Annotated in this window: 13 protein-coding genes; 7 read left to right on the plus strand and 6 right to left on the minus strand. The window is 71.5% G+C overall.

Annotated features, from left to right (window positions below; translation table 11 throughout):
* Positions 1–58: 58 nt before the first annotated feature.
* Complete coding sequence (locus NE857_RS34370; protein ID WP_301184363.1) at positions 59–664, plus strand: class I SAM-dependent methyltransferase; 606 nt, start codon at positions 59–61, stop codon at positions 662–664.
* Between the two features lie 68 nt (positions 665–732).
* Here the strand turns inward: NE857_RS34370 and NE857_RS24525 are convergent, their stop codons facing one another.
* On the minus strand, positions 733–1,179 hold the full coding sequence (locus NE857_RS24525) for a carboxymuconolactone decarboxylase family protein (protein ID WP_254417843.1): 447 nt from the start codon (positions 1,177–1,179) through the stop codon (positions 733–735).
* A 97-nt stretch (positions 1,180–1,276) separates the two neighbouring features.
* Between NE857_RS24525 and NE857_RS24530 the strand changes: the two genes are divergently transcribed.
* A complete protein-coding gene (locus NE857_RS24530) occupies positions 1,277–2,686 on the plus strand; it encodes an MATE family efflux transporter (protein ID WP_254417844.1) in 1,410 nt (469 codons plus the stop codon).
* Here NE857_RS24530 and NE857_RS24535 read toward each other — a convergent pair.
* Entirely contained in the window at positions 2,661–4,133 is a 1,473-nt protein-coding gene (locus NE857_RS24535) for an FAD-dependent monooxygenase (RefSeq protein WP_254417845.1), read from the minus strand. The two genes, NE857_RS24530 and NE857_RS24535, sit on opposite strands and share 26 nt — an antisense overlap.
* Positions 4,134–4,236: 103 nt before the next feature.
* Between NE857_RS24535 and NE857_RS24540 the strand changes: the two genes are divergently transcribed.
* Positions 4,237–4,812, plus strand: coding sequence for a TetR/AcrR family transcriptional regulator (locus tag NE857_RS24540; RefSeq protein ID WP_254417846.1), 576 nt, complete (start codon positions 4,237–4,239; stop codon positions 4,810–4,812).
* Between the two features lie 33 nt (positions 4,813–4,845).
* Here NE857_RS24540 and NE857_RS24545 read toward each other — a convergent pair whose 3' ends face one another.
* Together NE857_RS24545 and NE857_RS24550 are read right to left on the minus strand one after the other, a co-directional pair.
* Positions 4,846–5,568: a response regulator transcription factor gene (locus tag NE857_RS24545; protein WP_254417847.1), complete on the minus strand. Its 723-nt coding sequence runs from the start codon at positions 5,566–5,568 to the stop codon at positions 4,846–4,848.
* Positions 5,568–6,812, minus strand: a complete 1,245-nt coding sequence (locus NE857_RS24550; protein WP_254417848.1) for a sensor histidine kinase — start codon at positions 6,810–6,812, stop codon at positions 5,568–5,570. The genes NE857_RS24545 and NE857_RS24550 overlap by 1 nt, the downstream gene beginning before the upstream one ends.
* A gap of 170 nt (positions 6,813–6,982) precedes the next feature.
* On the opposite strand from NE857_RS24550, the gene NE857_RS24555 reads away from it, so the two are divergent.
* From NE857_RS24555 to NE857_RS24565, 3 genes are all read left to right on the plus strand, one after another.
* Positions 6,983–7,774 carry an ABC transporter ATP-binding protein gene (locus NE857_RS24555; protein WP_254417849.1) on the plus strand — a complete coding sequence of 264 codons (792 nt, stop codon included), beginning with the start codon at positions 6,983–6,985 and terminating at the stop codon, positions 7,772–7,774.
* Entirely contained in the window at positions 7,759–9,417 is a 1,659-nt protein-coding gene (locus tag NE857_RS24560) for a hypothetical protein (protein WP_254417850.1), read from the plus strand. The genes NE857_RS24555 and NE857_RS24560 overlap by 16 nt, the downstream gene beginning before the upstream one ends.
* Before the next feature lie 379 nt (positions 9,418–9,796).
* Positions 9,797–10,759, plus strand: coding sequence for an SDR family NAD(P)-dependent oxidoreductase (locus NE857_RS24565; protein WP_254417851.1), 963 nt, complete (start codon positions 9,797–9,799; stop codon positions 10,757–10,759).
* A 20-nt stretch (positions 10,760–10,779) separates the two neighbouring features.
* Here NE857_RS24565 and NE857_RS24570 read toward each other — a convergent pair whose 3' ends face one another.
* The gene (locus tag NE857_RS24570; protein WP_254417852.1) at positions 10,780–12,129 is read right to left on the minus strand and encodes an MFS transporter; all 1,350 of its coding nucleotides are present in this window, start codon (positions 12,127–12,129) and stop codon (positions 10,780–10,782) included.
* Positions 12,130–12,199: 70 nt separating this feature from the next.
* On the opposite strand from NE857_RS24570, the gene NE857_RS24575 reads away from it, so the two are divergent.
* A complete protein-coding gene (locus NE857_RS24575) occupies positions 12,200–12,781 on the plus strand; it encodes a TetR/AcrR family transcriptional regulator (RefSeq protein WP_254417853.1) in 582 nt (193 codons plus the stop codon).
* Between the two features lie 75 nt (positions 12,782–12,856).
* On the opposite strand, the gene NE857_RS24580 is transcribed toward NE857_RS24575, so the two are convergent.
* Positions 12,857–13,498 (minus strand): TetR/AcrR family transcriptional regulator, encoded by a 642-nt coding sequence (locus NE857_RS24580; protein WP_017584106.1) that lies wholly within the window; start codon positions 13,496–13,498, stop codon positions 12,857–12,859.
* Positions 13,499–13,615: the final 117 nt, after the last annotated feature.

Consider the following 13,615-nt stretch of genomic DNA (forward strand, 5'->3'; position numbering starts at 1 on the left):
TGGTCGTGGACCCCTACCCCGAGGGGCCGCCGTCCACCCTGCGCACCTCGCTGGCCGCCTGGGCGGGCGGGGGAACAAGGGGAGGTTCGTCGGGCTGGACAGCTCGGCCGCGGCTCTGGAGCGGATCAGCGAACGCGGCCAGGCCGGCCCGGTGCTGGCCGACGCCATGGACCTGCCCTTCCCCGACGCCTCCTTCGACGCCGTCACCGCCCGGCACATGCTCTACCACGTGCCCGGTCCGGACCGGGCGCTGCGAGAGGCCCGACGGGTGACCTGTCCGGGCGGGCGGGTACTGGCCACCGTCAACCACGGCGCGGGGCTTCCGCACCTGGTCGCCATGGTCAAGGAAGTGGTGGGCGGCCTCGGGCTGGACGCACCCGGCTACCGCGGGCTGGCCAGCAGCGAGGACCTGCCCGGGCGGATGCGGGAGGTGTTCGGAGAGGTGTCGGTGACCCGGCGCGACAACGCGCTGGTCTTCGCCGAACCCGAGCCGGTGATCCGGTACGCGGTGTCCGTTCTGGCCCTGTACGGGCTGCCGCCGGGGGCCGAGGGGTACGCGGCGGCAGCGGAGCTGGGCCACCGGACCAGGCGGTGGTTCGAGGAGAACCAGGGGCCGTGGCGCGACCCGAAGGGATACACCGTGTGCGTGTCCGAACGCAGTTGAGCCCGGACTCGGCCTTCCGTCGGTGGCCGGAACAGGCCACCGACGGAAGGCCGGGCAGGAGCGTGTGGCTAGCGCTCCTTGGGGTGCAGCTGGCTGGTGACAGCGAGACGGTTGTAGAGGTTGATCATGGCGATGGCCGACATCAGCGCGGCCAGCTCCGTCTCGTCGAAGTGCTCGGCGGCCTCCTCGTAGGCCACGTCGGACACCCCGGTACCGCCCAGCTCGGTCATCTCGTCGGTCAGGGCGAGGGCGGCCCGCTCGCGCTCGGTGAACCGGTCACCGGCCTCGTACCAGGTGGAGACCAGGAAGAGCCGCTGCTGGGACTCGCCCTCCTTCAGGGCCTTCTGGGTGTGCAGGTCCACGCAGAACGCGCAGCCGTTGAGCACGGAGGCGCGGAGTTTGATCAGTTCCAGCAGATGGACGTCCAGGTGGTCAGCGAGGATGAGGTCGATCTCGTCGAGCTTCTTGTAGACCTCCGGCAGCTTCTTCGCCCATACAACGCGCTTTTCGGCCATGAGAGCCGTCCCCTCGTCATCGAACGCAGTGTCGGATCAGACACTACTGACCGCTCGCCTCCGGCGGCACCCAACCCCCGAGGAGTCTTCCCTCCCTATGTCAGCCACCCCGGGTTCCGCCCAGACCCCCCAGGTTCCACAGGGCCCCGCTGAGTCCCCCGAGCTTCCGAAGGAGCCGGGGCTGATCGCCCGGCGGATCGCGGGCAAGGCGCTACCGCTGTACCTGTCCATGCTGTCCACCCTGATCGGCAGCGCGGTCACCGCCGCGGTCCTGGGCAACACCAGCACCGTGGAACTGGCCGCCTACGCGCTGGTGCTCGCCGTGTTCAACCCGATGATCATGGTCGTGCACGGCACCCTGCGCGGGTCGATGCCCTTCTTCGCCGAGAACGAGGACTCACCGCGGGCCCTGGCCCCGGTGGTGCGCGACAGCCTGTGGCTGAGCCTGTTCCTGGGGGGCGTGGGCGGGCTGCTGATCCTCGCCGTGCCCGTGGGCGCCCGGCTGATCGGGGTGGCCGAACCGACCGTGGCGGCGCTCGGCCTCTACCCGCTGCTCATGGCCGGGTACGTCGTACTGGCCTCGGTCAAGAACTCCACCACGGTGCTGATGGTGGCGCTGGGACACACCAAGGCGGTGCTGGCGCTGTCCCTGACCGCTGTGGCACTCAGCCTGATCCTGACCCCGCTCCTGGTCCTCGGGCTCGGCCCCTTCCCCGAGCTGGGTCTGCTCGGCGCGGGCCTGGCGATGCTGAGCATGAACGTGCTCACCCTGGGGCTGAACTTCGCGGTGGTCAGACGCGTGACCGTCCTGCGCGGTCACCGGATCGGCTTCGGGCGGCCCCGCTGGTCGGGGATCGGGCGGATGGCGAAGGTCGGGCTGCCCTCGGGGTCCACGCTGCTGATCAAGTCGGGTTCGCTGAGTGTCCTGGCCGTGGTGGTGGCCCGGATCGGCCCCCAGGAAGCCGCCGTGCACCAACTCGTGGCGGTGCTCCTCGGGATGTCCTTCATCTCCTGCGTCGCGGTGGGGCAGGCCACCGTTCCGTTCACCGTGCGGGCGTCCAGAGCACGGTCCGGGACGCTGGTCGTGCGCACTGTGCTGGCGAGCTATCTGGTTTCGGTGCCGGTCGTGCTGATCAGCGGAGCACTGCTGTGGTGGGCCGCCGGGCCCCTGGTATGGCTGTTCACCGATGACCCCCGGGTGCACGCGGGGGTCGTCGCGCTGGTGCCGCTGCTGTGCCTGGTGGGGCTGTTGGACGCCCTGCAGTCGGCACCCAACTCGGGGATGCTCGGGCTCAAGGACACCCGGCCCGCCGTGTACGCCTTCGCCTTCAGTTACGGGCTGCTGGCGCTGGTCTCGGTTCCGGCGGTGGAGCTGGGCGGGCTGACCGGCCTGTGGTCGGCTTCCGCGGCCGCCGTGGCATCACTGGTCCTCCTGCAGTGGATCTCGTTCGGCCGGATGTGCCGCAAGGTCGGCCCCTCGGTCACGGAGAACCCGTCCACTCGTTGAGAGCGGTGCGGACCTGGTCGGCGGAGGGGCGTTCACCACTCCAGGCGGCGTAGCCGTCGGGACGCACCAGCAGGACGTCCGCGCCCTCGGACAGCTCAGCCCGCACGTGCAGGGCGCGGACCCGGTCGGCCCAGGGTTCGGCGGCCTCGGCCGGATACCCGGCCTCGGTGGCGTCCAGCAGGGTGAACCGGGTGGGGTCCGCCAACTCGTACAGCCGGGTGCGTTCGCCGTCGCTGACCAGGGGGAGGTCGTCCACCCGCTGTCCCACCGAGACGGTGTCCGCCACCTGCACGGGGCGGTCGTAGCGCACGCCGAGCCCGGACATCAGCCTGCGTACCCGGTCGGAGACCTTCCGGTTCCGGAGCAGCCTGGGGACCACGTGGGGTCGGATCGCCCGGATCGGGGCGGGGGCCACCGCCATGCGCAGGATGAGGTCGGTGAGGCGCAGGGTCGCGCGGCCCACCGGGTGGCGTTCGTCCTCGTAGGTGTCGAGCAGCCAGGGCGGCGCCCAGCCCCGTTCCACGGCGACGAGCTTCCATGCCAGGTTGGCGGCGTCCTGGATACCGGTGTTCATGCCCATGGCGCCCATCGGGGAGTGCACGTGCGCGGCGTCCCCGGCGAGCAGGGCCCGGCCCACGCGGTAGTGGTCGGCCTGGCGGCGTTCGCTGAGGAAGCGGGTGGACCAGCGGGTCTCGGCGACGCTGAGCTGCCCTCCGGTGATCCTTCCGAGGGATTCGTTGAGCTCGTCCGGAGTGACGGGATGGTCGAGGGGTACTGCCTGACGGGTCTGGTCCCAGACCGTGGCGCGGAACCAGCCGTCGCCGTAGGGCGGTAGCAGGGCGACCCCGTCGGAGCCCATGAAGGGGTTGACCGCGCGGGGCAGGTCCTGGTCCAGGCGCACGTCGGCGAGGATGATGTGCGTGTCGTAGCTGTGCCCGCTGAATCCCACCCCCAACTGTGCGCGGACGACGCTGTGCGCCCCGTCGGTACCGACCACGTGGGTTGCTCGCTCGGTGCGTTCGCCTTCGCCGGTGCGGACGGTGAGGGTGACCCCGTCCTCGTCCTGGTCGAGGCCGGTGACCTCGGCGCCGCGCTGGATCCGCACGCCCAGGCGCTCGGCCCGGCGTTGGAGAAGGACCTCGGTTCGGGCCTGCTGGACGGTCAGCACGTACTTGAACCGGCTCTCGGGGTGGTGCATGTCCAGCACGGCCTCGCGGCCGCCCATGGTGGCGCGGACCCGGGGCACCTGGTAGCCCTGCCCGACGATCTCGTCGGCGATTCCGCGCATGTCGAACAGTTCCAGGGTGCGGGCGTGCAGGGCGAAGGCACGGGTCAGGTTGGACTCCTCGGCGCGCTTCTCCAGAACGGTGACCTCGACCCCGGCCTCGGCCAGGTCTCCCGCGAGCATGAGGCCGGTGGGACCGGCTCCGACAACGATCACGCTCATGGCGCTTCTCCTTGCGGATACATTCCGATACTCTGAATACCGGAACTCTTAGTATCGATACTATGAGTACCGCAACTGTTGTCAAGACCCCGGGGAGAAGAAGATGACCAAGGGACGCGGCGGCCGCCGCCCCGACCCGGCCGTGGACGAGGCCGTCCGGCGGGCCGCGGTCGAACTCCTCCTGGAACAGGGTTTCGAACTGACCTTCGACGAGGTGGCCGAACGCGCGGGCGTGGGGCGCACCAGCGTCTTCCGCCGCTACGCCACCAAAGAGGAGCTGGTGCTGTCCGCCGCCGAACAGCTGACCATCGAGCGAATCGAGGTACCCGACACCGGCTCGCTCCGCGGCGACCTGACCGCCATGGTCCACGCCGTCTACCGGGTGTTCGGCGAGACCGCCACCCAGACCCTGGCCAGGCACGCCCTGGTGGCCGCGCTCCGGGAACAGGCCGGCGCGGCGATCATGCACGCGATCCTGGACCGCAGGCTGGCCCTGGTCACCGGGCTCCTCCAACGCGCGGTGGTACGCGGTGAACTCACCGACACCACCCGGGCCCGACTGGTCGCGGACCTGCTCTCCGGCGTGATCATGGCCAGGATGGCCACCGGCCTCCCCCTTCCCGGGTCCGACGAGGCCCGAGCCCTCGCCGAAGCCATGGCCACCGCCGCGGGCACCTGATCCAGCCGTCCGACCCGGCCGTCTTCGGAGGTCTCAGTCCTCGGACCCGTGGGCGTCGTGGGTGAGCAGAGCCAGCTGGATGCGGCCGGACAGGTCCAGCTTGGTGAGCGCGCTGGACACGTGCGCCTTGACCGTGCCCATGGACATGTACAGGCGGTCGGCGATCTCCGCGTTGGACAGCCCCTCCGTCACCGCCTCGGCCACGTCGCGTTCCCGGTCCGAAAGCAGGGCCAGCCTGGCCCGGGCGCGTTCACGGCGGGTGGGCGCCGCGGAGCGCTCCACAGGGTCGGCGCCGGCCACCTGATCCATCAAGGCGCGCGCGACGCTCGGCGACAGCACCGGTTCACCCGAGGCCGCGCGCAGCACCGCCTCCACGATCCGGGCCGGGTCGGTGTGTTTGAGCAGGTAACCGGCGGCTCCCGCGCGCAGGGCGCGCACCACGGTGGCGTCGGCGTCGAAGGTCGTGAGCACCAGGACCTGCGGCCCGGTTCCACCGCCCGGACCGTTCGGTCCCGAGACCGCGCCCGAACGCAGTTCCTCGGTGGCGGCGATGCCGTCCACCCCCGGCATTCGCACGTCCATGAGGACCACGTCGGGCCGGTGCTCGGCCACCGCGGCCAGCACCCCGGCGCCGTCGTCCGCCTCCCCCACGACCTCGATGTGGTCGTCCCCGGAGAGCATCAGGCGCAGACCGGCGCGGACCAGGGCGTCGTCGTCCACGAGCAGGACCCGGACAGGAGCGTTCACGGCCACCACTATGACACCTTCCGACGATCGTCCCCGGCGGCCCCCGTAGCCTGTTCCCCAGGCCAGGGAAGCACGGCGGTCAGCCCGAACCGGCCACGCGCGGGACCGTGCCGCAACCGGCCCCCGTCGAGCTCCACACGTTCGGCCAACCCCGCAAGACCGGCCCCAGCTCCGGGGATCTCCTGGCCGGCCTTCCCGACCGGGAGCACGTTGCTCACCGCCACCACCAGGCCGCGCCCCGGAGCCCCGGACACCGTCACCGCTACCTTCGCCCCCGGAGCGTGTTTACGGGTGTTGGTCAGCCCTTCCTGCACCACCCGGTAGGCGGTGCGCTGCACCTGCTCACGAGGGGCGGTCCCCTCGGGCAGGTCCGAGGTGTAGGACACCTTCTCCCCCGCCGCGACCGCCTCCGCCACCAGCCGGGGCACGTCGGCCAGCCGGGGCTGGGGCACGGCCTCCTCTGGCTCCTCCCCGGTGAGGTCCCCCGAGCGCAGCACGGTGAGGATGTCGCTGAGCTCGTCCAGCACCCGGTGGGCGTTGTCACGGATCACTCGGACCGCCGCGCCCACCTCGGCGGCCTTCAACGGTTCGGCCTGCCCGGCCTCGGCCCGCTCGGTGCGGTAGGCCAGCGCCCCGGCGTGCACGGACAACAGGGACATCCGGTGGGCGACGACGTCGTGCATCTCGCGGGCGATCCGGCGGCGCTCCTCCACTCGCGCGGCGGCCAGCCGCTCCTCTCGGAGTTCGCGTTCGCGCCGCACGTCCTCCCGCAGGCGCTCGACCAGGCGCCGCCGGGAGCGGATGGCGGCGCCCCAGGCGACACAGACACCGATCATCAGGACGATCACCAGCCCCGTCACGATCGCGTCGAAGACGGTGGGCGGGACGAGCAGCAGCCAGGGCAGTGACAGCACGATGGTCAGCAGAGCCATGGCGGCGGCCTGGACGAAGGGCCGGTGGACGGCCAGCGAGATCAGGGCGACGATCAGCGCGCCGACCACTGCGACGGAGAAGGTGGCGACCAGGACGACCCCCGCGGCCACCGCCAGCGGGTGGCTGCGGCGCCACCACAGGGCAGCGCAGGCCGGTGGGAGACAGGCCAGGTCAAGCCACAGGACCCAGGTCGGAACCCGGTCGGGCGGGTGCAGGTCCAGGGAGTATCCGGTGAAGGAGATCAGCCCGTAGACCACCGCGAACAACGTCAGGAGGACGTCGACGACGACGTCGCGGCGACTGCGGCGCCTCGGCTCCATGCACCCCTCCCCCTGTTCGCGGTCCTCCCCGGATTCCAGCCTAGAACGGCACCCCAGTCCAGCGCCTCCATCACCAGGCCAGCGGCCGGGCTGAGATGCTGGCCGGTCGGCCAGGGACTCTGTCCGGGTGGCCGATGCGCGCGGGGCGGAGCTCACGGAACATGGATGCCATGACTAGCCCCGACCTACCCGCAGCAGCCGAACCAGCGCTTGAGCTGGACGGACTCACCAAGACGTTCAACGAGACCCGCGCCGCGGACGGCGTGAGCCTGGCCGTGCCGCGCGGCGCCATGCTGGGTCTCGTCGGCCCCAACGGTGCGGGCAAGACCACCTCCCTGTCGATGGCGGTGGGGCTGCTGCGCCCCGATTCCGGGACCGCCCGGGTCCTCGGCGTGGACGTGTGGCGGGATCCGGTCGAGGCCAAGAAGCGGCTCGGGGTGCTGCCGGACGGTCTGTCCCTGCCCGAGCGGCTGACCGGTGGCGAACTGCTCGACTACTGGGGGCGGCTGCGCGGTCTGGGCCGCGATGTCACCCGCAGCCGTGCCGAGGAGCTGCTCAAGGTCCTCGAGCTGGACGGGGCCGAACGCGACGGTGTGCTGGTCGCCGAGTACTCCACCGGTATGCGCAAGAAGATCGGTCTGGCCACAGCGCTGCTGCACGCGCCGGAGGTGTTGGTCCTGGACGAGCCCTACGAGGCCGTGGACCCGGTGTCGGCCCGGGTGCTCACCGCGATCCTGCGCCGGTTCACCGACGGCGGCGGCACCGTGATCATCTCCAGTCACGTGATGGCCCTGGTGGAGCAGCTCACCGACCGGGTCGCGATCATCGCCGAGGGCCGTGTGCTGGCCGACGGTTCACTCGACCAGGTGCGCGGTGTGGACGCCACCCTGGAGGACACCTTCGTCCGGCTGGTCGGGGCGCGCGAGGTCAGTGAGGAGGACCTGACGTGGTTGAACTCCTGATCCGGCTCAAGTTCACCCTGGGGCGGCACTCCTTCGGCGGCGCCCGGTGGTTCACGCTGTCGGTGATCGCCCTCGGCGCCGCCCTCACCTGGTACCTGGCGGTCACCGCCGCCTCCGACCAGGTCCGGTCCGGTCTGCTGATGCTCGTACTGGCGGTGTGGGCCGGGGCCTGGGTGCTGGGGCCCACCATCACCAACGGTGTGGGGGTGCTGCGTTCGCAGTACTTCACCCTCCTCCCCCTGGACCGGAACCGGGTGGGCGCCGGCCTGCTGGTGACCATGTTCGTCGGTCCGGGCACGCTGCTCACCCTGGTCGTGGCGGCATCGGTGGCCTGGCACGCCTGGGCCTCCGATCCGGCCACGCTGTTCCTCGGGCTGCTCGGCATGCTGATGCTGGTGGTGTTCATGGTGTCGCTGTCCCGCCTGGTGTTCCGGGCGTTGGGCGCGGCCATGCACAGCCGGCTCGGGATGGAGATCGCCTCGGTGCAGTGGGGGCTGATCGTGGCCGGTCTGATGTTCGGTTGGGTGGCCGTCCAGCCCGCCCTGGCCGCGATGGGCAGCCTGCCCCAGACCGGTGTCCAGGGCACGGCGGCGACCGTGCTGTCGCTGATCCCGACCTCGTGGCCGTTGCTGGCGGTGGACGCGGCCGCCGCGGGGGCGTGGGGCGCGGCCTTCGGCTGGCTGGGCGCCTTCGGTGCACTCACCCTGGCCACGGTGCTGGTCACGGTACGTCTGCTGGCTCCGAGTGTGGCCTCCCGTGGTGTGCGGCGGCGGTCCCGGCCGCTCGGTTCGCGCGTGTTCGACGGCGGGCGTTCGTTCCTGCCGGACACCCCGCTGGGCGCGGTGGTCGGCAAGGAGCTCCGCCAGTGGTGGCGCGACCCGTGGCGGGGACTGGAGTTGCGTTCCTCCCTGTACGCGGGCCTGTTCATCGGTCTGCTCGGGCTGATCAGCTACCTTCCCCAGATCGCTCCCTTCTCGGGGGTCGTCGCCGTGCTCATCATGGGCATGGCCAGCTCCAACCTGTACGGGCACGACGGCACCGCCCTGTGGATGACCGTGGTCGGCCAGGGCCGGGACACGCACCGCGCCGAGATCCGGGGACGGCAGATCGCGATCGCCGTCCTCATCGTCCCGCTCGCCGTGCTGATGAGCGCGGTGATGGTCTTCGCGACCGGTGAGTACTGGGCGGTGCCGTTCGTGCTGACCGGCCTGGTGGTCTTCGTCGGTGTGACCAACGGACTCGCGGTGCTGTTGTCCGTGGTGGCGGTGACCCCCGGGGTGGACCCGCACCGGAGGGTGGACGCCAACGACACCGGGGACAACCAGCTCCAGGTGTGGTTCTCGATGGCCGCCTTTCCCGTGCTCTCCGCCCCGACCATCGCGGCCACCGTGTGGTTGGGCCTGCAGGGGATGCCGTGGCTGGCGCTACCGATCGCCCTGGCCAACGGCGCGCTGGTCTCCTGGCTGCTGGGCAGGATCGCCTACCAGCGACTGGAGCGGCGGCTCCCGGAGATGTTCACCCGCATCCGCTACGGCAAGGACATCGCCGCCCGGGCCGTGCCCGAGTCCGGGGGCAGCCTGTTGGACCAGTTGGAACGCGGCGCACTGGCCAGCAACGCGGAGACCAAACCCACCGGCTCCTGACCCCTCACGGTGACCAGCAGTACCAGCCGGTCACCCAACCACCCGGTGCTTCCGAAACCACCAAATCCCCGGTGATCTTGCTACCAGAAGCGAAATCGGCGCCGAACTTGCTCCTGGTAGCAAGATCATCTTCGGACAGGGCGCCGAAAACGTGCTCAGGCGGTCACCATCGAGCGGCGGGCAAACAGAGGAAGCCCTGCGGCAGACCATTGCCTCTCCGGATCCTCCGTTCAGGTCCCACCTTTGCCCCTCTGCCCCGGTCCCGGACCGGGTCTCCCTCTCCGCCGCCTTCCGCCGCCCGGCGTGACCGGCCGCGACACGCGACGCCTTGCGCGCGAGGCTTGACCTGGAGTGCGCTCCAGCTCCTAGCGTGGTCCGCATGACCACGGAACAGAGCAAGATCGGATCCGGCTTCGGTATGCGCAGCACCGCGGCCGAGGTCCTCGACGGCATCGACCTGACCGGCAGGACCGCCCTGGTGACCGGCGGTTACTCGGGGATCGGGGTGGAGACCACGCGGGCCCTCGCGGGGGCGGGTGCCCGCGTGGTCGTCCCGGCGCGCAGGCCCGAACAGGCGAAGGAGGCGCTGACGGAGATCCCGGGGGCGGAGGTCGCCGAGCTGGACCTGGCCGACCTGGAGAGTGTCCGGTCCTTCGCTGGCTCCTTCCCGTACGAGCGGATCGACCTGGTGATCAACAGCGCCGGGATCATGGCCAACCCGCACACCGTGGTCGGCCCCGGCTGGGAGTCCCAGTTCGCCGTCAACCACCTGGGGCACTTCACCCTGGTCAACCAGCTGTGGCCCAAGCTCGGCGAGGGCTCCCGCGTGATCTCGGTGTCCTCAGCCGGGCACCACGCCTCCGGCATCCGCTGGGAGGACCCGTGGTTCGAGCGGGGCTACGACCGCTGGCAGGCCTACGGACAGGCCAAGACCGCGAACGTGCTGTTCGCCGTGCACCTGGACCGGCTCGGCCGCGAGCACGGGGTCCGGGCCTTCTCCCTGCACCCGGGTGCCATCCTCACCCCGCTCCAGCGGCACATGACCACCGAGGAGATGGTCGACCGCGGCTGGATCGACGATCGGGGCAACACGGTCAACCCCACCTTCAAGTCACCTGAGCAGGGCGCCGCCACCCAGGTGTGGGCGGCCACCTCTCCACGCCTGGCGGGCCTGGGCGGGCTGTACTGCGAGAACAGCGACATCGCCGAACTCCCGGAGAAGGCCGACCCGGCCCGGGGCGAGGGCGGGGTCGCCGCCCACGCCACCGACCCCGAGCAGGCCGAGCGCCTGTGGGCCTGGTCCGCCGAACTGACCGGCGCGGACGCCTTCGCCCGCGACTGACGCCGCACCGTCCTCGGCGTCTAACGCACCTTGGCCCGGGTCACCAGCAGGGCCAGGACCAGCCCGGAAACGGCGAACAGGGTGGCGGCCGCCGGTACCAGTCCGGTGCCGGCGGCCACGGCGAGCCCGCCGACCACCCCGCCGAGTGCGGCACCCACGTACACCGCGCTGCTGAGCACCGCCACGGCCTGGGTCGCGGCCCGTTGCCCGACCCGGGCCAGGGTGAGCGCCTGCACCGTGGTCGGCACCGCCCAGGCCGTGGCGGACCAGCACACCAGCAGCGCTGCGGCCGCCCAGACCGGGACCGGCGCGGCCAACCACAGGAGCGCGAAGGCGGCCATCGTCAGGCAGAACGCCCCGCAGACCAGCCCGAACGCCGACCTGGCGCCGACCCGGTCCACCATCCGACCCGCGTACCGGGTGCCCGCCACTCCGCCGATCCCGGAGGCGACCAGCAGCGCGGCCAGCTGGTGCGGCCCCACCCCGGCCAGCCCGGCGAGGAAGGGCGCCAGATAGGTCTGGAAGGCGAGGTTCCCCGCGACCACCAGCACGGTGACCACGAGCAGCCCCACGACGGCCCGGTTCAACAGCGGCCGCAGGGAGGCCCGCAACCCGGCACGGACCCCCGTCACCGCACCAGAACCCGTTTCTTCCGCTGAAGAGCTGGAGCGTCCTTGATGCCCGGGGCCTTCCGCTCCGTGCGCCTCCGACCCGGTCTTGGGCTCCCCCGACGGCGGCCCGATCTCCGACACCGCGCGGCCGGTCAAGGGCTGGTCCTGCCCGCTCCCCGCCCCGGGTGTTCCACGTGCTGCCGCCCCGGGTCTGGGCAGTGACCGGGCCGCCAGAACCAGTGCGAGCGCTCCGAGCAGGCCGCAGAAGACGAACGTGGCCCGCCAACCGAAGGCAGCGCCGATCCAGGTCCCGGCGGGGACCCCCAGCAGGATCGCGCCGGTCAGGCCGGTCATCACCGTGGCCAGGTAGCGGCCACGGTGTTCCTCCGGGGCCCGGGTGGCCGCCGCGGCCAGCGCGGCGGGCAGCACCACGGCGGCGGCCAGGGCCGCCACCACCCGTAGCGCCATCAGCGCCCCGAACCCCTGCACCCACATCACCGCCAGGTTGGCGAGGGTGAAGACGGCCAGAGCTACCGGCAGTATCCCGCGTGGTGGAAACCGGGCGAGCAGCACCGCCCAGAGCGGGGCGGTGAGGGCGTAGACCAGCGAGTAGACGGTGACCAACTGGCCCGCCGCGGTTTCGGAGACTCCGACATCCGAGGCGAGGGCGGGCAGGACGCCGATGACGATGAAGTCGTCGGTCTGCACGGTGAACGCGGCCAGGGTGAGCACCAGCAGCCAGGTGGGGAGAGCACGCATCCAATAAAGGTAACACTTGTTACCCAAACTCTTGTGCCAGAGTTGGGGACGGGAGGAGCAGGAGGTACACATGGCTCGGAAGGCCGACCCCGCAAGGCGCCGCGAGGTCCTGGACGCCGTGATCGAACAGCTCGCGCACACCGGGATCAGCGGTTTCACGCTGCGCGGCCTCGCCCAGGGGCTGGGGCAGAGCACGCGCGTGCTCACCCACCACTTCGCCGACCGCGAGGACCTGCTGTCGGCGGTCCTGGCCCGGCTGGACGAGCTCCAGCACCGGTCCCTGCTCGCCACCCGGGGCTGGGAGGACCCCGCCGTCCCGGTCAGCGACATCGTCCGCGAGGCCTGGCGGCGCAACCTCGGCGACGAAGAACTACCCATGACCCGGCTCATCCGGGAGATCGAGGGGCTGGCCGCCGCGGGGCGCCTGCCCGCCACCGGTGCGGGGTTCGTGCGCGGGCGCGCGGAGTTCGTCGCCTCCTGCCTGACCCTGCGCGGGGTGCCCGCCGACCGGGCCCTCACCCTGGCCACCCTGCTGAACTCGGCCTTCTCCGGGCTGGAGACCGACTACCTCGTCACCGGCGACCGGGGGCGCGGCGAGACCGGCCTGGACCTGCTGTGCGCGTGGATCGACTCCATGGCGCCCGCCCACTGACCTGGTTCTGTCCCCGCTGACCGGCCCGCGACTCCCCCGGCAGACCGGCCTCCCGGCTGGCCGATCGGTCAGGGCTCAGCCCTCGGAACCGGCCCGGACCTTCTCGTAGACCGGGACGAGCCCGTCGAGGAAGGCCGTCAGCGCCAGCTCGAAGCTGTCCTGGTCGATCTCGGCGGCGACCTCGGCCAGCCGGTGCGCCTGCGACAGGTTCGGGTAACGGTCCTGGTAGACCCGCACGTCGTCATCGAACCCGCGCGCGAAGGAGTTGGTCGCGGCGCCCACCACCAGGTACTTGGTGGAGGCCCCGATCATCGTGGCGTAGCGGGGCGGCCAGCCTGCACCGACGAGCCCGCCGTGCACGGCGTCGGCGCGGCGCAGCGCCTCCTCTCGGCGGCCGGGTCCGGCGGAGATCACCGGGAGGAGGTTGGGGTGTTCGGCGAGGGCGTCACGGTAGGAGCGCGCCCACACCGCCAGCCCCTCGCGCCAGTCTCCGCCGTCGAAACCGGAGACGTCGATGTGCGTGGTGACCTCCTCGGCGACCTCGCTGAGCAGCTCCTCCTTGGTGCGGTAGTGGCTGTACAGCGAGGCTGCCTGCACGGCGAGCTCCTGGGCGAGCTTGCGCATGGACAGCTTCTCCAGCCCGTCCCGGTCGATGAGCGTGAGTGCGGCCTCGCGAATCGCCGGTTTGCTCAGGATCGGTGTCTTGGGTCGGGCCACGGAAAGGCTCCCCTTCTGCGCTGTGCCGTCGTGCACTGCTGTGCCGTCGTGCACTGCTGTGCCGTCGTGCGCCGGTCCGTCCGGCACCCGCTGCCGGGGTCACCCGGCGTCCGCGCT

The organism is Nocardiopsis exhalans (assembly GCF_024134545.1).
GTDB lineage: Bacteria > Actinomycetota > Actinomycetes > Streptosporangiales > Streptosporangiaceae > Nocardiopsis > Nocardiopsis exhalans.